This is a genomic window from Lactobacillus pasteurii DSM 23907 = CRBIP 24.76 (assembly GCF_000297025.1).
GTDB classification, from domain to species: Bacteria; Bacillota; Bacilli; order Lactobacillales; family Lactobacillaceae; genus Lactobacillus; species Lactobacillus pasteurii.
The window spans coordinates 1-24,670 of sequence record NZ_CAKD01000002.1 but is presented as its reverse complement, the minus strand read 5'-3'; the positions used below and the strand labels follow the sequence as shown (position 1 = coordinate 24,670).

Below are 24,670 nucleotides of genomic sequence, written 5' to 3'. Positions count from 1 at the left end.
AATGATTCCAAAAATAATTCATTACGTATGGGTTGGTGGCAATCCTAAATCCGATGCAATCAAAAGATGTATGAAAACTTGGCAGAAACATCTCAAAGATTATCAAATCATTGAATGGAACGAAGAAAATTTCGATATTCATCAAAATGCTTACTTAGAACAAGCTTACAAGGCTAAAAAATGGGCCTTTGTGTCTGATTATATTAGAGCAAAGGTAATTTATGATATGGGTGGAATCTATTTAGACACGGATGTCTTGGTGCTAGATGATCTGCATGAATTATTGGACAATCATGCTTTTGTTGGATTTGAAAATAAAGACAATCCATTTACGGCAGTCTTTGGTGCAGAGCCACATCATCCTTTAATTGCCAAAATGTTGGAATACTATGATGATCGTAATTTTGAATTTGACAAAAATGATCAAATGGCTGGCGTCAATACGGTTTCTGTTTCGCAAATTTTGATTAAGCAATATGGCGTTAAGACCAACAATCAAGAACAAATGGTTGCTGATGATATTCATGTCTATCCTGATGGAATTTTGTGCAATCCTTCTAGTCAATCTAAGACAATCCATGTTTTTACTGGTACTTGGATGGAAGGTGAAAAGCCGCTCAAGCGCAAGATTGTCACAGGACTAAAGACCAGAATCAAGACTAAAAGGCAGGCGGGACTTTATGCCAAACTCTTCCGCTAGTCTGAATCAAAAAGAACTGCAAAAGCTGGTTGAGTCGATCTCGCTGGCTTTTTTTGCTAGGCCGTTTACTCATCAAGTCAAGATCAATCGTCGCTTCAAAACGACAGGTGGTCGCTATCATTTGGATGATCATCATCTTGAAATCAATGCCCACTTTTTAAGTGAGCAATATCGAGCTGAACTAATTGGAATCATCAAGCATGAATTGTGCCATTATCATTTGCACTTAGCACATCGAGGTTACCGCCACTGCGATCAAGATTTCAAAGACTTGCTCAAAGAAGTAGGAGGCAGTCGCTATGCACCAGATATTGGGCTTAGAAGAAAAAGAAAATTTCACTACCTATATCGCTGTCAAAGTTGCGGTCAAATTTATCCTAGAACAAGGCGGTTGAACCTTGAGCGCTATCGCTGCGGGCGTTGTTATGGTCAATTGATTTTGCTTGAAAGTAAATAAATTTGAAAAATCGCTTGCATAAAATGAGTTTTTAGGGTACTATAGTTAGGTACCGCGGGCGTGGCGGAATGGCAGACGCGCAAGACTAAGGATCTTGTGATCGCTTTAGATCGTGGAAGTTCGAGTCTTCTCGCCCGCACTAAAAAGAGGTTGCTGTGAGCAACCTCTTTTTTTGTATTTTTCTAGCAAAGACCGAACTCATCAAGTGGCTGGTTTGATGTTATACTTATAGTTGTATTTAAGATGATAAAGGAAATAATTTATGGCTAAAAGAAAGAAAAAAAGAAAATCTTCAAAGAAGCTAGCAATTGTTTTAAGAACCTTTTTGGTATTGATCATTTTGTCAGTTGCTTTGCTTGCTTTTCGTCATTATCGTCGTCAAGCAATTCAGCAAGAGCAAATTCGTCAAGCCCAGCTAGCAAGAGAAGCTGAACAAGCAAGACTGCTCAAAAAGCGCAAGGCCTTTATTGCTAAGATCGGCCCAATTGCTCAAACAGTGGACCGAGAATTCGATTTATTGCCTAGCATCACCATCGCCCAAGCTTGTCTTGAAAGCGACTATGGCCAAAGCGACTTATCTAAAAAATATAACAATTTATTTGGCGTTAAGGGAAGCAATCCCAATACTTCAGCCGTTTTAGCGACCAAAGAATATGTTAAGGGCAAGTGGATCACAGTTAAGGCGAGATTCCAAATTTATGATTCATATGAAGCTTCAATCAGAGCTCACGCTCGCTTGTTCCAAAATGGCACTACTTGGAATAAGAATCAATACAAGCATGTGCTAGTAGCTAAAGACTACCGCAGTCAGGCCAAGGCATTGGTGACAGATGGCTATGCAACAGATCCAGATTATGCTTCTAAGTTGATTGATTTGATCGAAGAATACAATTTGGACAGATACGATGAGAAATAATTACAAAAGAAGTCGAAATTTACAAAGACTTCTTTTTTCTTTGTTATAATGTTCTAGTTAATATAAATATTAGTGAAGGGGATTATCAATGAGTAGAGAATCAATTTTAGCCGGCCTCAATCCACAACAAAAGCTCGCAGTAGAAACAACTGAGGGACCTTTATTGGTAGTTGCTGGTGCAGGATCCGGCAAGACGTCGGTTCTAACAAGAAGAATCGCATATTTGATTGAAGAACAAAATGTTGCACCTTGGAATGTGCTGGCCATCACCTTCACCAATAAAGCTGCCAATGAAATGCGCGAACGTGAACAAAAGTTGCTTGGTCCGGCAGCTGAAAGCATTTGGATGTCGACCTTCCATGCTTTATGCGTAAGAATTTTGCGTCGGGATGCAGATAAGATCGGTTATAGTCATAATTTTTCAATTGCGGATTCAGCTGAGCAATTGACCTTGATCAAGCATATTGAAAAAGACTTAAACATCAATCCTAAGATTTATGATCCTAGAGGAATGTTGTCCGTAATTTCTAACAGCAAGAACGCGCTGATGACAGTCAAGGAGTTAGAAGAACAAGCTAGCTCTCCATATGAAAAAACTGCTGCTAAGATTTATGCAGAATATCAAAGACGCTTAGAGCGCGATCAGATTATGGATTTTGATGATTTGATCATGCAAACCTTAGTCCTCTTCAAAAAAGATCCGGCTACTTTGCACTATTACCAAAATAAATTCCATTACATTTTGGTCGATGAGTACCAGGATACTAACGAAGCTCAATATGAACTTTGTCATTTGTTGGCAGCTGGTCATAAGAATATTTGTGTCGTTGGGGATGCCGACCAGTCAATTTACGGCTGGCGCGGGGCTAATATGGAAAATATTCTGAACTTCGAGCATGATTACAAGCAAGATGGCGTCAAAACAGTTAAGCTTGAACAAAACTACCGCTCAACTGGCCATATTTTGTCAGCTGCTAACTCTGTCATCAAGAATAACCTCAAGCGTAAAGATAAAAATCTTTGGACAGATTTAGGTGATGGGGAAAAAGTTACTTATTATCAGGCTCAATCTGGCGAAGCTGAATCACACTACATTATTTCTACAATCAAGGATGAAGTAGAAAAGCATGGCCTAGATTACAAGGATTTTGCAATTTTATATCGGACCAACGCTCAATCTCGTTTGATCGAAGAAGCCTTCATCAAGTCTAATATTCCTTACCAAATTGTTGGTGGTCACAAGTTCTACGACCGAAAGGAAATCAAAGACATTATGGCTTATTTGAAATTGGTCGCTAATCCAGCAGACACGATGAGCTTGAACCGAATCATCAATACGCCAAAAAGAGGAATTGGGCCAGCAACCATTGATAAGCTGATGGCGTTTGCGGATAGTCACGGCTATACGGTACTAGAAGCAATGGATAATGTTGCCTTGTCAGATATTTCTACTAGAGCAGCTAACAAGCTTAGTGAATTTGCCTCTAAGCTTCATGATGCAATTGATTTTGCTCAAGATCATTCAGTAACTGGTTTAACCCAGCAGATTCTCGAAGACTTTGGTTATGTGACTGCTTTAAAGAATGAACATACTATTGAAGCAGAAACTCGAATTGAAAACTTGAGCGAATTCCAAAGCGTGACCGAAAAATTCGATGAACGCTATGAACCTGTAGAAGATGATTCTAACCCATTGAGCGACTTTTTGGCTGAAGTCTCACTGCTTAGCGATCAAGATGACATTGAAGACGACAATCAAGTTGATTTGATGACTTTGCATGCTGCAAAGGGTTTGGAATTCCCAGTAGTCTTTTTGATTGGAATGGAAGAAGGAATTTTCCCACTTTCAAGAGCCTTGATGGACGAAAAGCAAATCGAAGAAGAGCGCAGATTGGCTTATGTTGGGATTACTAGAGCCAAGCGCAAACTCTACTTAACTAGTGCTACTACGCGAATGATGTATGGTCGCAGTCAAGCTAATCCACCATCGAGATTCTTAGAAGAAATCGATGAAAAGGATCTCGATCAAGAAAATCCAACGGCAGGAAATATTATCTCTGCTGGCTTTACTGCTCAGACTGCTCCATTTGTCAAAAGTACAGATTCAGCTTCAAGCCAAGTTTATACTCGAGCTAAGAAGGCCTCTGGTGCAGTCGGTGCCGAAAAAGAAGGCTGGCATGTCGGCGATCAAGTTAGCCACAAGGCCTGGGGCATGGGCGTAGTTGTCAAGATCACGGGCGAAGGCGAAGATTTGGAACTAGATATTGCCTTTAAAGAAAAAGGAGTTAAACGCCTTCTAGCTGCCTTTGCTCCAATTAAAAAGGTATAATCTTAAGTAGTTGAAGATTTTTTTGTCAGAGGAAAAATGATGGAAAGAAAAGAAGCACAAACAGAAATTAATGCCTTGCGCTTGCAGCTAGACAAATGGGCGCAAGCTTACTATACACAGGATGCGCCTGAAGTAGAGGATAATGTCTACGATCAAAAATATCGCCGCTTGGTTGAATTAGAAGGCGAGTTTCCGGAATTAGTCACCCCTGATTCAATTACTCAGCGAGTTGGCGGCCAGATTGATTCAGACTTTACCAAGGTTGCCCATGCTATTCCAATGCTGTCGATGGGGGATGTATTTTCTAAAGAAGAGCTAGCAGAATTTGACCAGCGAATTCAAAAGCTAGTTGGACATCCAGTTGCTTATAACGTTGAATTGAAGATCGATGGTTTATCCTTGTCGCTTGAATATGAAGAAGGCAAGTTAGTGCGAGCTTCAACTCGGGGCAATGGAACAGTTGGCGAAGATGTAACGGCAAACGCTAAGTATATTAGCGATATTCCGCAAATTTTGCCGCAACCTTTAACTACTGAGGTTCGCGGCGAATGTTATATGGGCAAGGAGGCTTTTGCCAAGCTGAATGCTGAGCGTGATGAAAGTGGCCTAGCAACTTTTGCCAATCCGCGAAATGCGGCAGCTGGGTCTTTAAGACAACTTGATGCTAAAGTAACCAAAAAGCGTCAATTAAGTACCTTTATCTATACTTGGGTCAATCCACCAGAGAATATCGCCAGTCAACATCAAGCGATTAGCGAAATGGGTAAGTTAGGTTTCCATATCAATGAAACTGGTCAAAGATTAGAAAATTTGGATCAAGTCTATGACTACATTGATGAATATACAAAAAAGCGCGACAGCTTGCCATATGGTATCGATGGAATCGTACTTAAAGTCGATGATTTAAGCTTGCAACAAGAGCTTGGCAACACCGTCAAGGTTCCAAGATGGGAAATTGCCTACAAGTTCCCACCTGAAGAACAAGAAACGATCGTACGCGAGATTGAATGGACAGTTGGCCGAACTGGAGTAGTTACTCCAACTGCAGTCATGGATCCAGTTCAATTGGCTGGTACAACTGTAGCTAGGGCTGTTTTGCATAATCCAGACCTATTGATGCAAAAAGATGTCCGAATTGGCGATACGGTTAAATTGCATAAAGCTGGCGATATTATTCCAGAAATTTCTGAAGTTGTTTTAGCTAAAAGACCAGCTGATTCTGAAAAATACGTTATCCCAACTGTGTGTCCGTCTTGCCAAGAAGAGTTGGTGCATTTGGAAGATGAAGTGGCTTTGCGCTGCATCAATCCATCCTGCCCAGCTCAAGTTGAAGAAGGAATTATCCACTTTGCTTCTCGTCCAGCTATGAATATTGCTGGCCTTGGCCCTAAGATTGTCAAGCAATTGATTGCCAAGGGCTTTGTTCACAATGTAGCTGACTTGTATCAATTGACGCCAGAAGATTTGGCTCAGCTTGATCATTTCAAGGACAAGGCAATCTCTAATTTATTGACGGCACTAGATAATTCTAAGAAAAATTCCGTCGAATTATTGCTTACTGGTCTTGGAATTGATCATGTTGGTGCAAAGGCAGCACGGCTTATTTCCCAAAAATTTAAAAATATGGAAAAGATTTCCAATTTAACCGTGCAAGAATTGGCTACAATCGATACAATAGGAACGACGATTGCTGAATCGATAACAACTTATTTTGCCCAACCAGAAGTATTGAAATTGATCGATCGACTGAAGGCAAGCGGCTTAAATATGGAATATCTTGGTGCTGATCAAGCTGAAGAAGTGGAAGATAACTTCTTCAAGGATCAAACCGTCGTCTTGACTGGAAAATTGGAGCACTATTCAAGAAGCGAATTTTCTAAAAAATTGCAAGCTTTGGGCGCCAAAGTTACTGGGTCAGTTTCTAAGAAAACTAACTATGTCATTTATGGAGCTGATGCCGGTTCTAAATATGCCAAGGCTGAAAGCTTAGGTATTCCGTTGTTGACTGAAGAAGAAGCAATTGCAGAAATTGATAAGAGGAACAATTAGTTTTGAAAAAATATTGGAAATTTATCGCCATTGTAGGTTCTGCTCTTAGTTTAACTGCCTGTGGCAACTTGAAAAATTCAAGTTTGGCTAATAATGCAACGACGACTTCAAGCACTAAAACCAGAACATATCAGACTACTAACACTAGCAAGAATGGCTATACAGTTTTATTGAAAAATGGACGCTATGTAACTAGCGATATCTCAGGACTAACAGCAACTAGCAATGACAATTCGGTTGATACGCGCGAATTGGAACGGGGCTTGGTATCCATTTCAAAAAATATCTATCCAACCAATAGCTACGTTTTCCAAGAAGGACAATACTTGGATACGACAACCGTATCGCAATGGCTAAGTAGAAAGTCGTCAAGCAACAAATTAGGTCTTAACCCAGTTAAGGGAACAAGCAAGCATTACAATCCATATTACCTGGAAGAAATTCTTGAGCAAGATTATTTATCTGGCTCAGGTTCAAATTATCATTTAGGTGGTATTAGCTTGGGCTTAGCAATGAATTCGGTTGATTACTACCAAAAAGTCACCGATGGGCCGCAATATCAAAAATCTATTTCACGCAAAGTTCAAAGAAGCCAAGGCGAGCAGATGGCTAATACAATTATTGCCAGATTGCGCCAGAAAAAAGCTTTAAAAAATATCCCAATTACTGTAGGATTATTTTCGAAAACTAGTAAAGATTCACTAGTAGGTGGAAGTTATTTTGCCTATGGGACAGCTAATGCAAATAGTAGTAAAATAACTAGATGGAAGTCAGTCACTGAACAATGGCAAGTTTTGCCAACAATTAATGGTGATAAGGCGATCAACAGTAACGATGCTTCAGGCTTCAATAGCTTTAAGACCGCAATTCAGAATTATTTCCCTAATATTAGTGGGGTAATTGCTAGTTTGCGCTATGACAATGGCAAATTAGCTCAAGAAAATATTTCAATCACAACGCAGTTCTATGGTTATGAACAAATCCAAAGTTTTACTAGATTGGTTCAATCTACTGCTAAGAAGTACTTGTCTTCAAGCACTCCGATTGAGATAAAGATTGCGTCAGTTAATGATGTCCAAGCGGTTGTTTACAAAGATTCAGCCGATAGCGACTATCAAGTTCACGTTTATGGTGGCGAATAGGAGGAAAATATAAGTGAAGATCACAATCACAGAAGATACGATCAGACACGTTGCCGAACTTTCAAGATTAGAATTTGGCGATGATGAAATCGGTAAGTTCACTCAAGAGATGGACTCTATTATCAACATGGCTAACCAATTGCAGGAAGTTGACACTGAAGGTGTTGAAGAAACTGTTCAAGTGGTTGACCGTGACACTGTCTTTAGAGAAGACAAGTCAGAACACTGGCAAAGCAAAGAGGAATTGATGAAGAACGTTCCTGACGAAGCAAATGGCTTTATCAAGGTTCCGGTGATTATTGAGAAGGATGATAACGAGTAATGAATTACTTAAATGAAACAATTGACTCATTAAACAAGAAACTTGCCGGTGGAGAAATTACTGCTGATCAATTAGCTAAGGATACATTGGCTAATATCAAGGAAACCGACAAGAAGTTGAATGCATGGATTACCGTTGATGAAGATGCAAAGGTTGCAGAAGATCTTGACTTTAACAAGAATAAGTTAGCTGGTATTCCAATCGCAATCAAGGATAACATTATTACTGATGGCGTTAAGACTACCGCTGCTAGTCACATTTTGGACAACTTTATTCCAATGTACGATGCAACTGTTATTACTAAGTTGAAGGAAGCTCAAGCTACTTTGATTGGTAAGACTAACATGGATGAATTTGCCATGGGTTCTTCAACTGAACACTCATACTTTGGCGCAACTCACAATCCATGGAACTTGGACAAGGTTCCTGGTGGTTCATCCGGTGGTTCTGCTGCTGCAGTTGCTGGTGGACAAGTTGTTGCTGCTTTGGGTTCAGATACTGGTGGTTCTATTAGACAACCAGCAGCCTTCAATGGTATTTTCGGAATTAAGCCAACTTACGGTCGCGTTTCTCGTTGGGGCTTGATCGCCTTCGGTTCATCACTTGACCAAATCGGTGTAATGTCCAAGCGTGTTAAGGATTCAGCAGAAGTAATGAACGTTATTGCCGGTGGGGATGAACACGATTCAACTGTTTCAATGCGCGAAGTACCTGACTACACTAAGTTCTTGGGTCAAGACGTTAAGGGATTGCGCGTAGCTGTTCCTAAGGAATACATGAGCGATGCAGTTGACGAAGGCGTACGTAAGGCTGTTCAAGACCAAATCGATGTCTTGAAGGAAAACGGCGCAATTATCAACGAAGTTTCCTTGCCACATACTAACTACGTAGTTCCAACTTACTACATCATTGCTTCAAGTGAAGCTTCATCCAACTTGCAACGTTTTGACGGTATTCGTTACGGCTACCGTGCTAAGAACACTAAGAACTTACTTGATATTTACGTTAAGTCACGTTCTGAAGGATTTGGTACTGAAGTTAAGCGTCGTATCATGCTTGGTTCATTTGCCCTTTCAGCTGGTTCATATGACAAGTTCTTTAGACAAGCTGCTAAGGTAAGAACTTTGATCTGCAACGACTTTGATAAGGTTTTTGCTGAAAATGACGTAATCGTTGGACCAGTAACTACTACTCCAGCATTTGGTATTGGAACTGAAATCTCAGACCCAATCAAGATGTATAACAACGATATTTTGACAATTTCTGCTAACTTAGCTGGTATCCCTGCTGCTAGTGTTCCAGCTGGTTTAGTTGATGGCATGCCAGTTGGACTTCAAATTATGGCTAAGCGCTTTGACGAAGGAAGCATCTTTAGAGTAGCTGACTTCATCGAAAGACAAAACAAGTTCTACGAAAAGACACCAACTGGAATGGAGGAATAATTGAATGAATTTTAAATCGACTATCGGATTAGAAGTCCACTTCGAATTAAAGACTAAGAGTAAGATCTTTTCACCATCACCAGTAACTTACGGTGCAAAGCCTAACACCGCAACCAACGTTATTGACTGGGGTATGCCAGGGGTTTTACCTACTGTAAATAAAGATGTTTACCGTTTAGGTATTATGGTTGCTTTGGCAACACACTCACACGTTTTACCAACAACTCACTTTGACCGTAAGAACTACTTCTACCCAGACAACCCTAAGGCTTACCAAATTACGCAATTCTTCCAACCACTTGCTCGCGATGGTTATGTTGAAATCGAAGTTCACGGCAAGAAGAAGCGTATCGGTATTCACGAAATGCACATCGAAGAAGATGCCGGTAAGAACACTCACGGAACCAACGGTTACTCATATGTTGACTTGAACCGTCAAGGTGTGCCACTTTTGGAAGTTGTTTCTGAACCAGACATGGAAGACCCAGAAGAAGCTTACGCTTACCTTGAAAAGTTGCGTAAGATCGTTCAATTTACTGGTGCTTCTGACGTTAAGATGGAAGAAGGTTCAATGCGTGTTGACACCAACATTTCTATCCGTCCTGCTGGTCAAAAGGAACTTGGTACCAAGGTTGAAATGAAGAACTTGAACTCATTTGAACATGTACGTTTATCACTTGCTTATGAAGAAAAGCGTCAACAACAAGTACTTTTGTCAGGTGGCAAGATTCAAGTATCAACTCGTCGTTTTGATGAAGCAACTGGTAAGACTGTGCTTGAACGTGTTAAGGAAGGTGCAGCAGATTACCGTTACTTCCCAGAACCAGATATCGCTCCTGATCACATTAGTCAAGAATGGATCGATGAAATTGCTGCCAGCTTGCCTAAGTCAGCTGAAGAACGCTACAACGACTATGTTAACAAGTTTGGCTTGAAGCCATACGACGCTAATGTTTTGCTTCAAACTAAGGAAAGTTCAGACTTCTTTGACGCTGCTTTAGCTGCTGGGGCTGATCCACAGCTTGCTGCTAACTGGATGAACACTCAAGTTAACGGTTACTTGAACGACAACCGCGTAAGTTTGGCTGATGTTAAGTTGACTCCAGAACACTTGGCTGAAATGATTGACTTGATCAAGGATGGTACTATTTCATCCAAGATCGCTAAGAAGGTCTTTGCAGAAACTATCGAAAATGGTACTGCACCTAAGAAATATGTTGAAGAAAAGGGTATGGTTCAACTTTCAGACCTTTCTGTTTTGGAACCAATGGTTAAGGAAATTGTCGACAACAACCCTCAATCAGTTGAAGACTTCAAGAATGGTAAGGACCGTGCAATCGGCTTCTTAGTTGGTCAAATCATGAAGCAAACTCGTGGTAAGGCTAACCCTAAGGTTGTTAACAAGTTGCTCAACCAAGAATTAGCTAAGCGCTAAAAATAGATTGTAAGATTGTAAGGTAGTAAAAATGACGAAGAAAGCTAGATTAATCTATAATCCAGTATCTGGCCATGAACAAATGCCCAAAAATGTTGCAGATATTCTGGATATATTGGAACAAGCCGGCTATGAAGCTAGTGCTTTCCGCACTACTCCTGAAGAAAATAGTGCAAAAAATGAAGCTACTAGAGCTGCTAAAGAAGGATTTGACCTGATCGTTGCAGCTGGTGGTGATGGTACGATCAATGAAGTAGTTAATGGTATTGCCTTTTTGGAAAAGCGTCCTAAGATGGCAATCATCCCTGCAGGTACGACTAATGATTATGCCAGAGCACTTGCTATTCCACGCGATGATATCAAGGCTGCAGCTGAAGTGGTGTTGAATAATAACACCAGAAAGATGGATGTTGGTAAAGCACTTTTTGGCAAAACAGAACAATACTTCGTCAATATTGCTGCGTCAGGATCACTGACAGAATTGACCTATGGCGTTCCATCAGAAATCAAGTCAGCTTTGGGTTATACAGCCTACTTGATCAAGGGTGCAGAAATGTTGCCACACCTAACTGAACAAAAAATGCGTTTGACTTATGATGAAGGCGTTTATGAAGGCAAATTGTCAATGTTCTTGTTAGGGATGACTAATTCAATCGGCGGATTTGAACAAATTATGCCCGATGCTCAACTTAGCGATGGTTTGTTCCAATTGATCGTGGTAAAACCAGCTGATCCAGGCAACTTGCTTAAGTTGATGGCACTAGCTTTGAATGGTCGCCATGTCGATGATCCAAATATCATCTACACTAAGACCAAGAGCTTGAAGGCTGAATTGATCGGTTCAAGCAAGGGCAGCGAATTGCCAGTTAACCTTGATGGCGAAATTGGTGGTTATTGCCCAGTTGAATTCCAAAACTTGCAACAACATATTGAATTCTATGTTGGTGGTCAAAAATAATTTGCAATCAAAAAAGGAAGTTCTTTTTTAGAGAACTTCCTTTTTTATTTTGCTTAGAATTAATCGCGGTTATCGCTAACTCCAAAAATTTGTAAGAAATACAAGAAAATATTGATGAAGTCAAGATATAGCTGCAATGCACCGGCTACAGCCAATCCCATAGTTGTATTTTGGTCAGCATATTGAGCATAAATATTTTTCATACGTTGAGCATCCCAGGCTGTTAAGCCGGTGAAGATAATCACTCCGATGTAGGAGAAGATGTAGGTAACCATTGGGTTTCTCAAGAACATGTTAACGATGGTTGCTACCAAAAGACCAATCAAAGCAGCAAAGGCATAAGCGCCAATGTTTGATAAGTCACGCTTAGTTACGCTTCCGTAGATTGCCATTGATACAAAGACGGCACTAGAAGCTAAGAATGCTGTTGCTAAGGTTGCGCCAGTATAGGCAGTTGCAATTACGGCAAAGACTAGTCCATAAACGACTGCTTCAACCATCAACATGACGAAACTAGCAACCGGCTTTCTAGTTGCACTAAAGCTAATTGCAAAAGTTAACACAATTGGCAAGAATAAAAGTACTAAACTTGATGCTCTATTAGTAAAAAGTCCAATCAAAACTGATTGAAAGACTGTATCTGCTAAATAAGCAGTAATAGCTGAAACAAAAACAGCCAAGGCCATCATACCGTAAGTCTTAGTTAAGAAGCTATTGACTTCAGTAACATCGCGAACTTGACGACGACCATAGTCATTTGAAAAGTTATCCATAAAAAATCCCTTCTTTAAAATGTGATATTGAATATATATTATCACAAAATCAAAGAAGGGTGAAAGCAAGATGATTCTTGCTATATTAGTTATTTAAGCCATTGTTGCGCTTCAAACCAATACCAGTGATTCCGCTAAGGATTGAGAAGATAGGCGATAAAAGACTGAAGAAAGCAAATGGCAAAAAGTCTAATACTGGCACACCTAAAGTTGAAGCCGCAAATGAACCGGCAACACCCCAAGGAATCAAGTAGTTGATAACACTACCACCATCTTCTAATACCCGGCTCAAAGCAAGTGGAGCAAGGTTAGCCTTGTCAAAGGCTGGCTTAAATGCACGACCTGGTAAAATTACGGAAAGGTATTGTTCACCTACAAAGAGGTTGATTGAAATACCAGAAAGAATTGTCACAGTAATCAATGAAGCTGGCTTTTGCAAATGCTTGACCAATGGTTCCATGGCATTTTGAACAATTTCAAACTTCATGAGCATACCACCTAAAGATAAGGTAGAAATGATCAAGGCAACTGTTCCCATCATGTTGGAAATACCCCCACGAGTAAGCAAGGCATTGACTGCTGGATCGCTAGTTTTAGCTACGAAACCATTCATAATCAAATTGTTCATGTCAGCGACAGCGTAATGTGGATTTTGCACAAAAATCATTAAAACTGTCGCTGTAATATTGATAAATAGGGTAGGGATGGCTGGGATTTTCTTCCAAGCACAAAGGAGCATCAAGGTAATTGGAATGATTGCCATCCATGAAATTGTAAAGTGATCTTGCAAGATTGCCATAGTGTGAGCAATTTTTGAACTGTCCATTTGACCGCTATTTCCGAGTAGCCAGAACAAAACAAGTGAAAGCAAGAATGAAGGGATAGTTGACCACATCATATTTTTGATATGGGCAAACAATTCGCTTTCAGCTACAGCTGAAGAAAGGTTGGTCGAATCCGACAAAGGCGACATCTTATCGCCAAAGACTGCCCCAGAAACGATTGCGCCTGCAACTAAGCTAGGGTTAGCCTTCATGCTGGCACCAATGGCGAACAAAGCAATACCGACAGTTGAAATAGTCGTAAAACCAGAACCAATGGCCATCCCAACAATTGAACAAACGATGAAGACGCTAGGAACAAAGAAACTACCATTGATTAACTTGAATCCTAAAACCATGATGGAAGGAATAATTCCGGCTTGAATCCATAATCCAATCAAAGATCCAATCAGGATGAAAATGAAGATTGGAATAATCGCAACGCCGATACCTTCTTTGATTCCGTCTTGCACATCTGTCCAAGAAAATCCACGAAGCTTAGCCCAGAAACTTAGTAATAAAACGGTAAATAAGACAGGAACTTCTGGGGAAAGGCCAAATTTGATAACGGAAGTTCCTAGGATGCCTAGGAAGATCACAAGAATAATGATGGCTTCTGAAAATGATACTCTGTGCTTTTCTGCCATAAATAAACCTCCAAAAAGAAAAAATCCCGCTGACTAAGATTAGTCAACGGGACGATGTAAGACCGCGGTACCACCCAACTTCAAGCATAAATAGCTTGATCTTTATCAGATGATAACGGTTCTGATTAGTTCCGAACTAGATTAATAAACGGTGTAATTCATTGCCTTCGCCTGACTGGTTCGCACTAACCACCAGATCTCTGAACGCTTAACGAAGCAACTACTTTGTCGTCAGTTGTTGAAAAAATATTAGCAAGGAACTTGGGCTATGTCAACAATTTTGCTGAAAAAAGTTAAAAATAATTTAATACAGTTAATTTTATTCACATGGCAAATTATCCAAAAAAGCTAATAGACTGGTAATTGTCGCAAATAAATTATAAAATTTATCTATGCAAAATTTTTGAGAATTTTAGGGGAATCAATATGCAAAAAAATCAAGTGCTTGAGTTAGAAATCGAAGATCTTTCATACGAAGCAATGGGCGTTGCTCATTACGAAGGGATCACGGTTTTTGTCAATAATGCTTTGCCTGGAGAAATCGTTAGAGCAAAAATTTTAAAGGTGAAGAAGTCATTTGCGTTTGCTAGAATCGAAGCAATTATCAAGGAAAGCCCAGATCGGATCACAGTTAAATTAAATCAATGGGTCCAAACAGGACTAGCCAGCTTGGCTCACTTGACTTACGACAAGCAACTTGACTTCAAACGCAAGCAAGTGGTGAATCTTTTGCAAAAAGCTCACCTAGATCAAATTAAAGTGGGACAGACTGTGGCTAGCCCAGAAGAAACAGGCTACCGCAATAAGGCGCAAGTGCCAGTCAGAAGAGTGAAGGGTCAACTTGAGATTGGCTTTTTCAGAAAACATTCTCATGATTTGGTTCCACTTGATAACTTTTTTACGACTGATCCAGAGATTGATCGAGTATTGCTAGCCGTGCGGGATATTTTGCGCAAAAATCAGGTTCCTGCTTATGATGAACTTAGACACAAGGGAGAAGTGCGCTATCTTGAGGTTAGAAGAAGCCGGGCAACTGGGGAAATCATGGTAATTTTGATTTGTTTGCACAAGGATTTTCCACAATTGAAGAAAGTTGCTAAGGAAATTAGCCAAATTAGGGATGTTGTGAGCGTAGTTTTGAATCATAATCCACAAAAGACTAATGTGATCTTGGGCAAGAAGGATTACTTGCTTGCCGGCAAGGCTCAAATTGTGGATAAGATTGGGGATGTTGAATTTAGAATTTCGCCTAAGTCCTTCTTCCAGATCAATTCTTTGCAAACGCCAAGACTTTACCAATTAGCGATTGATAAGGCCAACTTGACAAAAGAAGATGTCGTAATCGATGCCTATTCTGGTATTGGAACAATTGGCCTAAGTGTAGCTAAGCATGTTAAGGAAGTTCGCGGAATTGAAATTATCGATGATGCGGTTAAAGATGCTAATAACAATGCTAAGTTGAACACAATCAATAATGCTTCATACGTTACAGGCAAGGCCGAAGAAATTATGCCTCAGTGGGCAAAAGATGGCTTAAAGACTGACGTTATCTTTGTTGATCCACCTAGAAAGGGTTTGACTGAAGACTTTATTAAGGCAGCAGCTGCGACTGAACCAAAGAAGATTGTTTATATCTCCTGCAACCCAGCCACGCAGGTGAGAGACTTGCAGATGTTTATGGAGCTGGGGTACAGTTTTGAAGAAATTGATCCAGTTGATATGTTCCCACAGACGCCACATGTTGAGAGCGTAACGGTACTTGAACGCCAAAAGTAAGGTGTCATAAATCGCGTCGTTCTGGCGGTAATAAAATAAAAAATGTTTATCTTTTTGTGACCATTTTCCACAGACCAAATTTGTTAATTCCCATATAATTGGATCTAGAAGTTTACGAAAGGTAGAGTTAAAAATGAAAATTAAGACAACAGAATGGCAATGGATCAGAAAACCTAAATCCTACACAATTTCGGATGATAAGATTGAAATTACTACGACTCCCCACACCGACTTATGGCAACGTACTTATTACCATTTTAGAAATGATAACGCTCCAGTTCTCCAAGTAAAAACGGCAGATAAATACTTCTCCTTTGTAGTAAAAACAGAATTTGATAGCAAAGTCCGTTTCGATCAATGTGGTGTAGTTATGTATTTAGATTCTGAAAATTGGTTGAAGGCATCAATCGAATATGAAAATCAAGAATTTCAACACCTAGGCAGTGTAGTTACCAACAATGGCTATTCTGATTGGGCAACGACTGAGATAGACGCTAATACCAAGCAAATGTGGTATCGGTTAAGTCGTCGAGAAGATGATTTTTGTTTAGAATGTTCAGAAGATGGTGTTAAGTACAAGCAGATGCGAATTTGTCACATGGCGAAAGCTAGTGATGAAATTCAATTTGGTATCTACGCTTGTTCACCGGAGGAATCATCCTTTAAAGCGACATTTACTAATTTTGAAGTGACAGAATGTAAATGGTTAGCTCATAATGGTCAAGCTCCAGATGAGAATTAGGTTACTTTGATGAATGCAAAAGGCTCCCACCCAAATTGTTGAATTTAGATTTAATTTGCAAATTAAAAAAAGGGGGGAAGAAACTAAATGCAGAAAATCAAATTGATGTTTGAATTTATGCACGGTCCTATTTGGCCTTCGTCCCCTTTTACCGGTCAAGCAATGACAGATATTAAGTTAGTTGATAATGATCCAGATTTAACTCTCATGGGCAGGTTTGTTGCTTTAACGAGATTACTCTAGCAAATCATAAATAAGAGCTTGTAGATTTAGTGGTCAAAATCAAGAAGTGGCTAGTGAAATTAAACCATGGAGAATTTATCTTGAAAGACCGGGTTACTAATTATTTGAACGATGACAGCTAAAATTGCACACCTTAACAGTAATCACTTAACTATCTTTGAGAGAAAAATTCAATCTTGTTTTTTGAAAATAGTAAAATTAGTCGTACTTGAAGATAGTGAGTCAACAGCTATCTTATTTAGATCATTGTAGAAATTTATCCCTAAAAAAAGTAACAAACCGCACTGTCTCAGCGTTTGAAGGAATGTGAATAAGATAAGACAGACGCCACATGTCGAGAGCGTAACAGTCCTTGAGCGGAAAAAGTAGGGCGCCAGAAACGGCGCTGTTAAGGCATTTATAAAATTACGAAATGTGTATCTATTAGTGACCAGTTCCCACAAATAGATACACTTTTTTGTTGCTAAGCTAGAAACGTTGATTTGATAGGCTTTATCCTCAGTGGTGATATGTTCCCACAAGCCACGTTGACCTGTTTCCATAGTTAGTGGTGATAGGTTCCCACAAAACCAAAAAGCACCCAGCCAAATTGACTGAGTGCGAGATTAAACGGCTATGCTTTAATTGTAATCACTTCACCATCCTTGAAAGTAAATTCAATTTTGCTTTTGAAGATGGTGATTTTTTCTATCAGGAGGCGAACTAGTTTCTCATCAAATTTGGTGAGGTCGCCCTGGTAGGTCTGGAAGAAGGATTGGATGTTTTTGAGGTTGGAGCATTTGATATCGTGGTCGATTTCCTGTTGGATGAGTTGCTCACGTTGCTTCCGTAAGGCTTGGACTTGCTCGGTTAATTGCTCGACATTCTTATTGTGGGTACTCATGCTCAAGAGTAGTAACTGCTGGTCTTCTAATTGTTGGTCAAGGTCATCAAGACTGGGGCCAGTGGTTCCCTTAGTGACTTTAAGAATATTGGCTGCGATTTGCTTATCGGCGAGTTGGTGTTGCTGGATTAATTCGTTCATGGCCTTTAAGCTAGCTTCTTCAAGGTCTGCTTCAGTAATTGTCCGTCCCATGCAGCGTTTTCCTTTATGGTTCCAATAAAGGCGAGAATAACATCGCCAAACGTTGACCTTTTCGACTTCGCCAATCCTAGGTCGATACCAAACGCACCGGGTGTAAATATCCTTGCAGCGTACGCAAAAGACAATCGAAGAAAAGCAGTAGGCGTTAGTATAGCCATGGTGATGGCCACCTTCAGTTGTGAAGCCCTCTCGGCGCATGTCCAAAATCTTCTGAACTTGGTAGAAGGTAGCCCGTGAGATAATTGCTGGGTGGTTGTTTTCTACATAATATTGCGGTACTTGGCCATCATTCTTGACCCGCTTCTTGGTTAATTCGCGGGCAATTTCAATCGCACTTTTTCCAGTCAGACATTCGTAGAAGATGCGCTTAACTACTTTGGCTTGTTCTGGATTAATGACTAGATTGCCATCTTCATCTTTGTCATAGTCAAGGAAGCGAGCGGTGTTGACGATTACTTGCCCCCGTTGGTAGCGGTACTGAAGGCCAATTTTGATATTACGCGAAATGGATTTACTTTCTTGTTGGGCAAGGGAAGCCATAATGGTGATCAGAACTTCCCCCTTGGCGTCCATAGTGTTGGTATTTTTCTTTTCAAAGAAGACGGCCACATGAAGTTCTTTTAATTCTCGGATATATTGCAAGCAGTCGATGGTGCTATAAAAAATGTAGGCAAATGTATGACTATGTTCTATTTTCATACATTTTGGACTATTCGTGCCCTCCATTTCTCTTACCAACATCTACGCTAGTATTCCGATATTTCAATTTTGAAGTAATCGCATTGACTAGCTCTTTTGGTATCTTTTCGGACGGAGCCTCGCCCGCAATTATCTTATAAGGCTCGATTTAACTCTGGATGATTTACTAGCAGCGTTAGGTTGGCCATGGCATTTTCGTCGCGATCAACCTTTTTATTGTAATTAGGACAGATTACTAAGGGCCAAGCTATTAATGATTATAGTAGTGCCCAGATTATAGCGACCAATAACTGGATGAATCACTATCCACGAGCCATATTTAATGGATGTTTACTGTAAAGCATTCTATCAAGAGATGTCACGTTCTCATCAACCAATAATTAATTGGTCAGTGTTATTTATTTTAGCTTAGTGGCTAACTTATTTTTGAAATTTAGAAATCCTTTTTTTATGGATTATACGAAATACATGATACACTAAAGGTGTTAGATAATTATATATGTTTTCTGAGCTTAGGAGGAACGGATATGGTTTCGAAAAACAATCATCAATTCTACCAACAAAAGTATGCCGATGGGAAGCAACGTTGGGGAATACGGAAGTTATCTGTAGGAGTAGCATCAGTATTGTTGGGGACAACTTTTATGCTATATGGCAACCATGCGGTATTAGCCGATACTGTTACTAGTCCTAGTGATGATGTAACACGAAGTACCACGACTCAAGGGGGCAATAAGGACAAGGTTACTGAAGGTACAACAGAAGGTACAACAGAAGGTACAACATCTACGCCGCAGACTAGTGGAGATAGTACCGATAAAGGTCAGGGCAAGACATTAACGGAAACGCCTACTGGTACAGATAAACAAGCAAATGGCCAAGAGGTAAATCAGCAAGTACCTACAACCGATACTGAAGAGGCAACAAATCACCAAGGTACTCCGCAAAATCCTACCAATGTCGACAAAAAAGATCCTGAAGTAACGCCGGCTAACGGCGCAACAACACGAAAGACAAACGCCAAGTTTAAAGTACTGGCTGCACGACGAGGTAACAATGAAGAAGCCTCGACTAGCTTACCGATGTCAAACCAAGACATTAAGCTGGATTCCCAGCCCATGTTAACGGAGATAATTAATAAGCCCAAGGATAACTGGGTATACAAGAACATGAAGTGGTATCCGGGAGCTTCAACAGAAGAAGTAAAGGAAATCTTGAAAAAACACACTACCAACGATGATAGCGGGAGATACTACTTTGCCGGTGCTGCTAACTATAATGAATCTTACCATGTTGTCTATTTGTTGGCCCGCTCAAATAATTTGAATGATAATCAGTTATATGTAACAATTTTGCATACTTTAACGGGTAATATACAAGAAGAAGTGGTAGCACCTGGTGAATCAAAGAAGGTTGAGTATAACGGGACAGGTGGAACTACTCATCCTCCAATTTTTACTAATTATGATGGGACTAGTGTTTCAATTGATCTTGATGGGGTCGAAAAAGGCGATAAAAACACATATGGCATGGTGGTTGGTTTTGCATATGGTTACGATACCGGAATTTATGGAGAACCAGCTTCAATGGGAAATGGCTTTATGATGACTCCAATGCCAACGAAAGTGACAACTACGATTCATTATGTTGATCAAGCAACGGGAGACGAACTTGCAGTGCCAAAATCTTTTGAAGGTGTTGCTTATCAGAAATACACAATTACCGGAGAGGCACCAACTATTGATGGATATACATTGAAAAAATCGCCAAATACCACAGGATATATCTCCCCATATAAAGTGGGTGAATCGTATGATTTTAGACTTGATAAACATGTAGTTGTAAAGCAAACAGTAATTGACTCTCAAGGGTTGGTTCGAGTTACTGCGTATTATGATGGTGAAGAGATTAATAATACGACACGTTACTTGGGGAACATACCAAATGTTAACGATCACTACTCGTTTTTTGCGCCGCATGGAAAATCGTACACATATATAAATCAAATTACATCGACTAATGATGGTATTGTTTACTATTATGCAAAGGATGGTAGTGAAGATAAGTCTGAAGTTAGAGTTCATTATATCGATGTAACTGGGAATAAAAGTTCTCTTTTTGTGCCGGGAGATGGGAAAGAAGTAGCAACAGATAAGATTAGTGGTACATTGGGAGAAAAATATAATTATAATGTCAATTTACCAACGGACTATAATTTGGCGACAAATCAAGCAAATACTGTAAATGGAACATATACTATTGATCATCACGATGAATATGTGTATGTAGTCAAAAAGACTTCAGCTGAGAAGCACACCGTTGCGGCTGGGCAAACGGTCGACTTGACTCACGGTAAAAAAGTACAAGCAGGTGACAGCCTTGATAGCAGCGCGGTGACCCTGAAGGACGCCAAGGGACAAGCGGTAAGTTTGCCAGATGGAGCGAAGGTCGTTTGGGCGACCGCACCAGATACCAGTGAAGTTGGGAACGACAAGACTGGTCAAGCCAAGGTAGTTTATGGTGATAAATCGGAATCCGAAGCAGTTGACGTAACCTACAACGTCGTGCCAAACCAAGCGGACACCAACACGCCAGAAGCCGGTAAGGTTACGGTTAACAAGGGTGAAACGCCAAGTGCCCAAAGCGCCATCAGCAATAACAAAGATCTGCCAGAAGATACGAAGTACGAATGGAAGGAACCAATTGATACGACCACGCCAGGCGATAAGACCGGGACGGTTGTGGCAACCTATCCAGACGGCTCGAGTGAAGAAGTGCCGGGTGTAACCGTGCACGTAAATTCGGATACGGATCTGATTAATGCTAAAGCTGGTAACACGCCGGATGTGCCACGCGGTGTGGAAATCAAGAAAGGTGATGAAGCCCCAGCCGGGATCGTAGTAGCCAAGGATAAAGATGATAAAGACACGACCTTCCCAGAGGGCACTAAGGTAACGTGGGAAACGGCACCTGATGTTACTAATAATGGTCAGGCAACCGGGAAGGTAACAGTCACTTATCCAGATAAGACGACTGATACGGTGGACGTAACGGTCAATGTGGTGCCTAGTGATGCCGACAAGAACGATGTAAAGGCGGCAGATGGCGTAACGACGAACCTGAACAAGGTGCCAGCTGCTAAGGACTCTGTAACGGTCACGGATCCAGATAAGAAGCCAGTCACCGACTTTGAAGCAAACTGGACGAAAGAACCAGATGTATCGAAGCCGGGCAAGAGCACGGGGACGGTAGAAATCACCTACCCAGACGGCTCGAAGGAAACGGTTGAAGTACCAGTAACGGTTCGGGACGAAAACGGCAAGACCCAAGCAGATAAGAATGACGCGAAGGCCACGGACGGTTTGACGACAGACTTGAACAAGGTACCAGCTGCTAAGGACTCTGTAACGGTTACGGATCCAGATAAGAAGCCAGTCACCGACTTTGAAGCAAACTGGACGAAAGAACCAGATGTATCGAAGCCGGGCAAGAGCACGGGGACGGTAGAAATCACCTACCCAGACGGCTCGAAGGAAACGGTTGAAGTACCAGTAACGGTTCGGGACGAAAACGGCAAGACCCAAGCGGACAAGAATGATCCAAAGACGCCAGGCAACAAGGTGGAGGTCGATGACCCAGCCAAGTTGACGGACGATGAAAAGGGCGAAGTTATCAAGGCAGTTGAAGATGCCAACAAGGACGATAACGGAAACTCCACGTTGCCAGACGGGACGAAGATCACGGTTGGTGACAACGGTGATGTAACGGTAACCTACCCAGACAAGTCAGTCGACACTATCCCAGGCAATAAGCTGGTTGAAGAAAAGAGTAGTGCTGAAAAGCTGGATCCAACGGTTCCAGACAATCCAGATACGACTAATGATGCAGAGGATATTGTAATTCCTAAGGATCAGGATAAAGATAATGGCTCAAAGGATAACGGAAATAAAGATGCTGATAGCAGCGATACAACTAAGCAAGTAGAACATTTGACTAATAAGGCAAATGGCAAGCAAGAAGTTCAAAAGCTTAGTGCAAGCCCTGTTTCTGAAAATCAGGCTAATGCTCAATTACCACAAACTGGTGAAAAGAACAATTTAGCTACTGCTTTGATCGCAGCTGGCCTTGGATTGATTGCTTTGGCAGGGAGGCTATTTTCTAGAAAAAAGAATTAGGTTGATAAAATAGGCGAATATGTAAAAGTCAAGCTACATTAGGTAACTTGGCTTTTTTGTTGAATCGATTGATAAAGAATAATATCATATTTATATGATTGTTCCCCATGTAAATGGGGGCGATCCTGAACTGGGATATAACATCAGAACAACTAGATCGTGTTCCCCACGTAAGTGGGGGAAAGACTTAGGCAATAATGCCTAGGTCTTTTTTATTGTGTATCGGGCATGGCATTTATCTAGTCTAGTGAAAGTCTGGACCATAGGTAGTTGTCGCCAAGTGTAGTGAACCACAAGCCGTTAGCGGTGACGCTATGGGCGAAGGAAGTGGCTAGCGAATTTTCCGAGCCTACGAACAGAAACCTGGTCAGGCCAAATGGTGGATAAGACTGCCATACAAGTCGAAGTCCGAAAGACAATCGTAAAACCAAGACGGTAAACCAGGAGCTGATTAACAGTTAACAAAAATATAGAAATATGTAGATAATTATAGATAAAAATAATAATTAAGCTTATTTAGAAAGTTAAACATGGAAAATAAGCTTTGATCCAATGTTTACTTGTTTTGCTTCGTCTTCTTATATAAACTTATGTTTGTATTCAAGGAGGTGAAGCAATGATTAAAACACAAGTAGTAAAGCTAAAAGTTAATAAAACCATGCGAAAGCATCTTGATGCTTTGTGTGATTATCGCAGATATTGCTGGAATAAAGGCTTAGAAACTTGGCAATTGATGTATGAAGCTCATACATTAAATAAAAAGGATAATCCAAGCCCCAATGAGCGCCGAGTCCGTGATGAATTAGTCGCAAATAAAGCTGATTGGCAATATGCTTTGTCTGCTCGATGTTTGCAACTAGCTGTTAAAGACTTAGCTAATGCTTGGAAGAACTTCTTTGATAAGGCTCAGCCTGATTGGGGTATACCTAGTTTTAAATCTAAGAAAGATCCTAGACAAGGCTTTAAGACTGACAGAGCCAAGATTGTTAATGGCAAACTTCGGCTTGATAAGCCTAGAAGTGTCTCAAAGGAAAATTGGTTTGATTTAAAAAGCTATGAAGCTCTAAAGATGGATGAGGTCAAAGTAGTAAGTATCTTCAAAGAAAAAGGCAGCTATTACGCGGCTTTACCTTATGAAGAAGAGATTTCAGCTAAGGCTAAAACTCAACAAAAGACAGCAGTTGACGTCAATGTTGGTCACTTCAACTATACAGAAGGTCAAATCAATGTTTTGCCTGCTAAATTGCAAAAGCTTTACAAGCGCATCAAACATTATCAAAGAACGTTGGCAGTCAAAAGAAAGGTTAATGGTAAGTTAGCTATTAAAAGTAATAATTACTATGCAGTGAGAACCAAACTGCAAAGAGATTATCGTAAAGTAGCTAATATCCAAAACGATCTTTTACAGAAGTTTACTACGCAGCTAGTTAATGATTACGACCAAATTGTAATTGAAGACTTAGCTGTCAAAGAAATGATGATGACGCATGTTGCTTCAAAAGGTATGCAGAGATCAGTATTTAGTAAGTTTAGACAAATTCTGACTTACAAATGTGCTTGGTATGGCAAAGAATTGATCTTAGCTGATAAAACCTATCCATCAACACAAAGATGTGCTGAGTGTGGCTATGTCAAAAAAGGTGATGAAAAGATCACTTTGCAAGGCAACCAAAAGCATGGCACTAAACACAACGAGTATATCTGTTATCAGTGTGGATATACAAACGATCGAGATGAAAATGCAGTATTAAATCTTTTAGCTTTGGCAAAATAAAAAGAAAATAAACGGGGCTGGCTAGGTCCTTAAGCTGTAAGAGCTGGTCAATGTGATTACTCCCAGGTGGAATATCAGAATACTAGTGAAGACGACAGTAAATGAAACAAAGAAAGGAAAAATATATCTTTCTGATATGTAGGAAATGCGTATTCTTCTACATATTTCCATGTTTTATATAGCAGC

18 protein-coding genes, 1 tRNA gene and 2 pseudogenes are annotated in these 24,670 nt (G+C 40.4%); 17 read left to right on the top strand and 4 right to left on the bottom strand.

Annotation, left to right across the window (positions count from 1 at the left end; all coding sequences use genetic code 11):
- Position 1: 1 nt before the first annotated feature.
- The 11 genes from BN53_RS00845 to BN53_RS00795 all read left to right on the top strand — a co-directional run bounded on the left by BN53_RS00845 (position 2) and on the right by BN53_RS00795 (position 11,750).
- Positions 2-700, top strand: coding sequence for a glycosyltransferase family 32 protein (locus tag BN53_RS00845; RefSeq protein WP_009558979.1), 699 nt, complete (start codon positions 2-4; stop codon positions 698-700).
- Between the two features lies 1 nt (position 701).
- Entirely contained in the window at positions 702-1,157 is a 456-nt protein-coding gene (locus tag BN53_RS00840; RefSeq protein WP_040537239.1) for a SprT family protein, read from the top strand.
- A 54-nt stretch (positions 1,158-1,211) separates the two neighbouring features.
- A tRNA-Leu gene (locus tag BN53_RS00835) sits at positions 1,212-1,296 on the top strand.
- 123 nt (positions 1,297-1,419) lie between these two features.
- A complete protein-coding gene (locus BN53_RS00830; protein ID WP_009558977.1) occupies positions 1,420-2,073 on the top strand; it encodes a glycoside hydrolase family 73 protein in 654 nt (217 codons plus the stop codon).
- A gap of 88 nt (positions 2,074-2,161) precedes the next feature.
- A complete protein-coding gene (gene pcrA / locus BN53_RS00825) occupies positions 2,162-4,402 on the top strand; it encodes a DNA helicase PcrA (protein WP_009558976.1) in 2,241 nt (746 codons plus the stop codon).
- A gap of 39 nt (positions 4,403-4,441) precedes the next feature.
- Positions 4,442-6,451: an NAD-dependent DNA ligase LigA gene (ligA, locus tag BN53_RS00820; RefSeq protein WP_009558975.1), complete on the top strand. Its 2,010-nt coding sequence runs from the start codon at positions 4,442-4,444 to the stop codon at positions 6,449-6,451.
- A gap of 2 nt (positions 6,452-6,453) precedes the next feature.
- The gene (locus BN53_RS00815) at positions 6,454-7,593 is read left to right on the top strand and encodes a CamS family sex pheromone protein (protein WP_009558974.1); all 1,140 of its coding nucleotides are present in this window, start codon (positions 6,454-6,456) and stop codon (positions 7,591-7,593) included.
- Between the two features lie 19 nt (positions 7,594-7,612).
- Positions 7,613-7,915: an Asp-tRNA(Asn)/Glu-tRNA(Gln) amidotransferase subunit GatC gene (gatC, locus tag BN53_RS00810; protein ID WP_040537238.1), complete on the top strand. Its 303-nt coding sequence runs from the start codon at positions 7,613-7,615 to the stop codon at positions 7,913-7,915.
- The gene (gene gatA / locus BN53_RS00805; protein ID WP_009558972.1) at positions 7,915-9,357 is read left to right on the top strand and encodes an Asp-tRNA(Asn)/Glu-tRNA(Gln) amidotransferase subunit GatA; all 1,443 of its coding nucleotides are present in this window, start codon (positions 7,915-7,917) and stop codon (positions 9,355-9,357) included. Before gatC ends, gatA begins: the two co-directional genes overlap by 1 nt.
- A 4-nt stretch (positions 9,358-9,361) precedes the next feature.
- The gene (gene gatB / locus BN53_RS00800) at positions 9,362-10,792 is read left to right on the top strand and encodes an Asp-tRNA(Asn)/Glu-tRNA(Gln) amidotransferase subunit GatB (RefSeq protein ID WP_009558971.1); all 1,431 of its coding nucleotides are present in this window, start codon (positions 9,362-9,364) and stop codon (positions 10,790-10,792) included.
- 31 nt (positions 10,793-10,823) lie between these two features.
- Positions 10,824-11,750, top strand: a complete 927-nt coding sequence (locus tag BN53_RS00795) for a diacylglycerol kinase family lipid kinase (RefSeq protein ID WP_009558970.1) — start codon at positions 10,824-10,826, stop codon at positions 11,748-11,750.
- A gap of 59 nt (positions 11,751-11,809) precedes the next feature.
- Here BN53_RS00795 and BN53_RS00790 read toward each other — a convergent pair whose 3' ends face one another.
- A complete protein-coding gene (locus BN53_RS00790) occupies positions 11,810-12,523 on the bottom strand; it encodes a Bax inhibitor-1/YccA family protein (protein ID WP_009558969.1) in 714 nt (237 codons plus the stop codon).
- 85 nt (positions 12,524-12,608) lie between these two features.
- A complete protein-coding gene (gene nhaC, locus BN53_RS00785) occupies positions 12,609-13,991 on the bottom strand; it encodes a Na+/H+ antiporter NhaC (protein WP_009558968.1) in 1,383 nt (460 codons plus the stop codon).
- 426 nt (positions 13,992-14,417) lie between these two features.
- On the opposite strand from nhaC, the gene rlmD reads away from it, so the two are divergent.
- From rlmD to BN53_RS09795, 3 genes are all read left to right on the top strand, one after another.
- Positions 14,418-15,767 (top strand): 23S rRNA (uracil(1939)-C(5))-methyltransferase RlmD, encoded by a 1,350-nt coding sequence (gene rlmD / locus BN53_RS00780; RefSeq protein ID WP_009558967.1) that lies wholly within the window; start codon positions 14,418-14,420, stop codon positions 15,765-15,767.
- Positions 15,768-15,900: 133 nt separating this feature from the next.
- Positions 15,901-16,509, top strand: a complete 609-nt coding sequence (locus tag BN53_RS00775; protein ID WP_009558966.1) for a DUF1349 domain-containing protein — start codon at positions 15,901-15,903, stop codon at positions 16,507-16,509.
- 87 nt (positions 16,510-16,596) lie between these two features.
- Positions 16,597-16,752: a hypothetical protein gene (locus tag BN53_RS09795; protein ID WP_009558965.1), complete on the top strand. Its 156-nt coding sequence runs from the start codon at positions 16,597-16,599 to the stop codon at positions 16,750-16,752.
- 613 nt (positions 16,753-17,365) lie between these two features.
- Here the strand turns inward: BN53_RS09795 and BN53_RS00770 are convergent.
- Entirely contained in the window at positions 17,366-18,535 is a 1,170-nt protein-coding gene (locus BN53_RS00770; protein ID WP_050992842.1) for a recombinase family protein, read from the bottom strand.
- Positions 18,536-18,669: 134 nt separating this feature from the next.
- Positions 18,670-18,765 (bottom strand): annotated as a pseudogene (locus tag BN53_RS09790) (RNA-guided endonuclease TnpB family protein); the annotation flags it as partial.
- Here BN53_RS09790 and BN53_RS10005 point away from each other — a divergent pair.
- From BN53_RS10005 to BN53_RS00760, 3 genes and pseudogenes are all read left to right on the top strand, one after another.
- A pseudogene (locus tag BN53_RS10005) lies at positions 18,764-18,947 on the top strand (IS30 family transposase); the annotation flags it as partial. The pseudogenes BN53_RS09790 and BN53_RS10005 sit on opposite strands and share 2 nt — an antisense overlap.
- 115 nt (positions 18,948-19,062) lie before the next feature.
- The gene (locus tag BN53_RS00765) at positions 19,063-22,710 is read left to right on the top strand and encodes a Rib/alpha-like domain-containing protein (protein ID WP_009558962.1); all 3,648 of its coding nucleotides are present in this window, start codon (positions 19,063-19,065) and stop codon (positions 22,708-22,710) included.
- A gap of 616 nt (positions 22,711-23,326) precedes the next feature.
- Positions 23,327-24,484: an RNA-guided endonuclease InsQ/TnpB family protein gene (locus tag BN53_RS00760; RefSeq protein ID WP_009558961.1), complete on the top strand. Its 1,158-nt coding sequence runs from the start codon at positions 23,327-23,329 to the stop codon at positions 24,482-24,484.
- Positions 24,485-24,670: the final 186 nt, after the last annotated feature.

Excerpts from the sequence above, each read along its gene's own strand:
- BN53_RS00790 (WP_009558969.1), bottom strand. The coding sequence starts at position 12,523 with ATGGATAACTTTTCAAATGACTATGGTCGTCGTCAAGTTCGCGATGTT.
- BN53_RS09795 (WP_009558965.1), top strand. The coding sequence starts at position 16,597 with ATGCAGAAAATCAAATTGATGTTTGAATTTATGCACGGTCCTATTTGG.
- pcrA (WP_009558976.1), top strand. The coding sequence starts at position 2,162 with ATGAGTAGAGAATCAATTTTAGCCGGCCTCAATCCACAACAAAAGCTC.
- rlmD (WP_009558967.1), top strand. The coding sequence starts at position 14,418 with ATGCAAAAAAATCAAGTGCTTGAGTTAGAAATCGAAGATCTTTCATAC.
- BN53_RS00795 (WP_009558970.1), top strand. The coding sequence starts at position 10,824 with ATGACGAAGAAAGCTAGATTAATCTATAATCCAGTATCTGGCCATGAA.
- BN53_RS00770 (WP_050992842.1), bottom strand. The coding sequence starts at position 18,535 with ATGAAAATAGAACATAGTCATACATTTGCCTACATTTTTTATAGCACC.
- BN53_RS00775 (WP_009558966.1), top strand. The coding sequence starts at position 15,901 with ATGAAAATTAAGACAACAGAATGGCAATGGATCAGAAAACCTAAATCC.
- nhaC (WP_009558968.1), bottom strand. The coding sequence starts at position 13,991 with ATGGCAGAAAAGCACAGAGTATCATTTTCAGAAGCCATCATTATTCTT.
- gatA (WP_009558972.1), top strand. The coding sequence starts at position 7,915 with ATGAATTACTTAAATGAAACAATTGACTCATTAAACAAGAAACTTGCC.
- BN53_RS00830 (WP_009558977.1), top strand. The coding sequence starts at position 1,420 with ATGGCTAAAAGAAAGAAAAAAAGAAAATCTTCAAAGAAGCTAGCAATT.
- ligA (WP_009558975.1), top strand. The coding sequence starts at position 4,442 with ATGGAAAGAAAAGAAGCACAAACAGAAATTAATGCCTTGCGCTTGCAG.
- gatB (WP_009558971.1), top strand. The coding sequence starts at position 9,362 with ATGAATTTTAAATCGACTATCGGATTAGAAGTCCACTTCGAATTAAAG.
- BN53_RS00765 (WP_009558962.1), top strand. The coding sequence starts at position 19,063 with ATGGTTTCGAAAAACAATCATCAATTCTACCAACAAAAGTATGCCGAT.
- BN53_RS00760 (WP_009558961.1), top strand. The coding sequence starts at position 23,327 with ATGATTAAAACACAAGTAGTAAAGCTAAAAGTTAATAAAACCATGCGA.
- BN53_RS00845 (WP_009558979.1), top strand. The coding sequence starts at position 2 with ATGATTCCAAAAATAATTCATTACGTATGGGTTGGTGGCAATCCTAAA.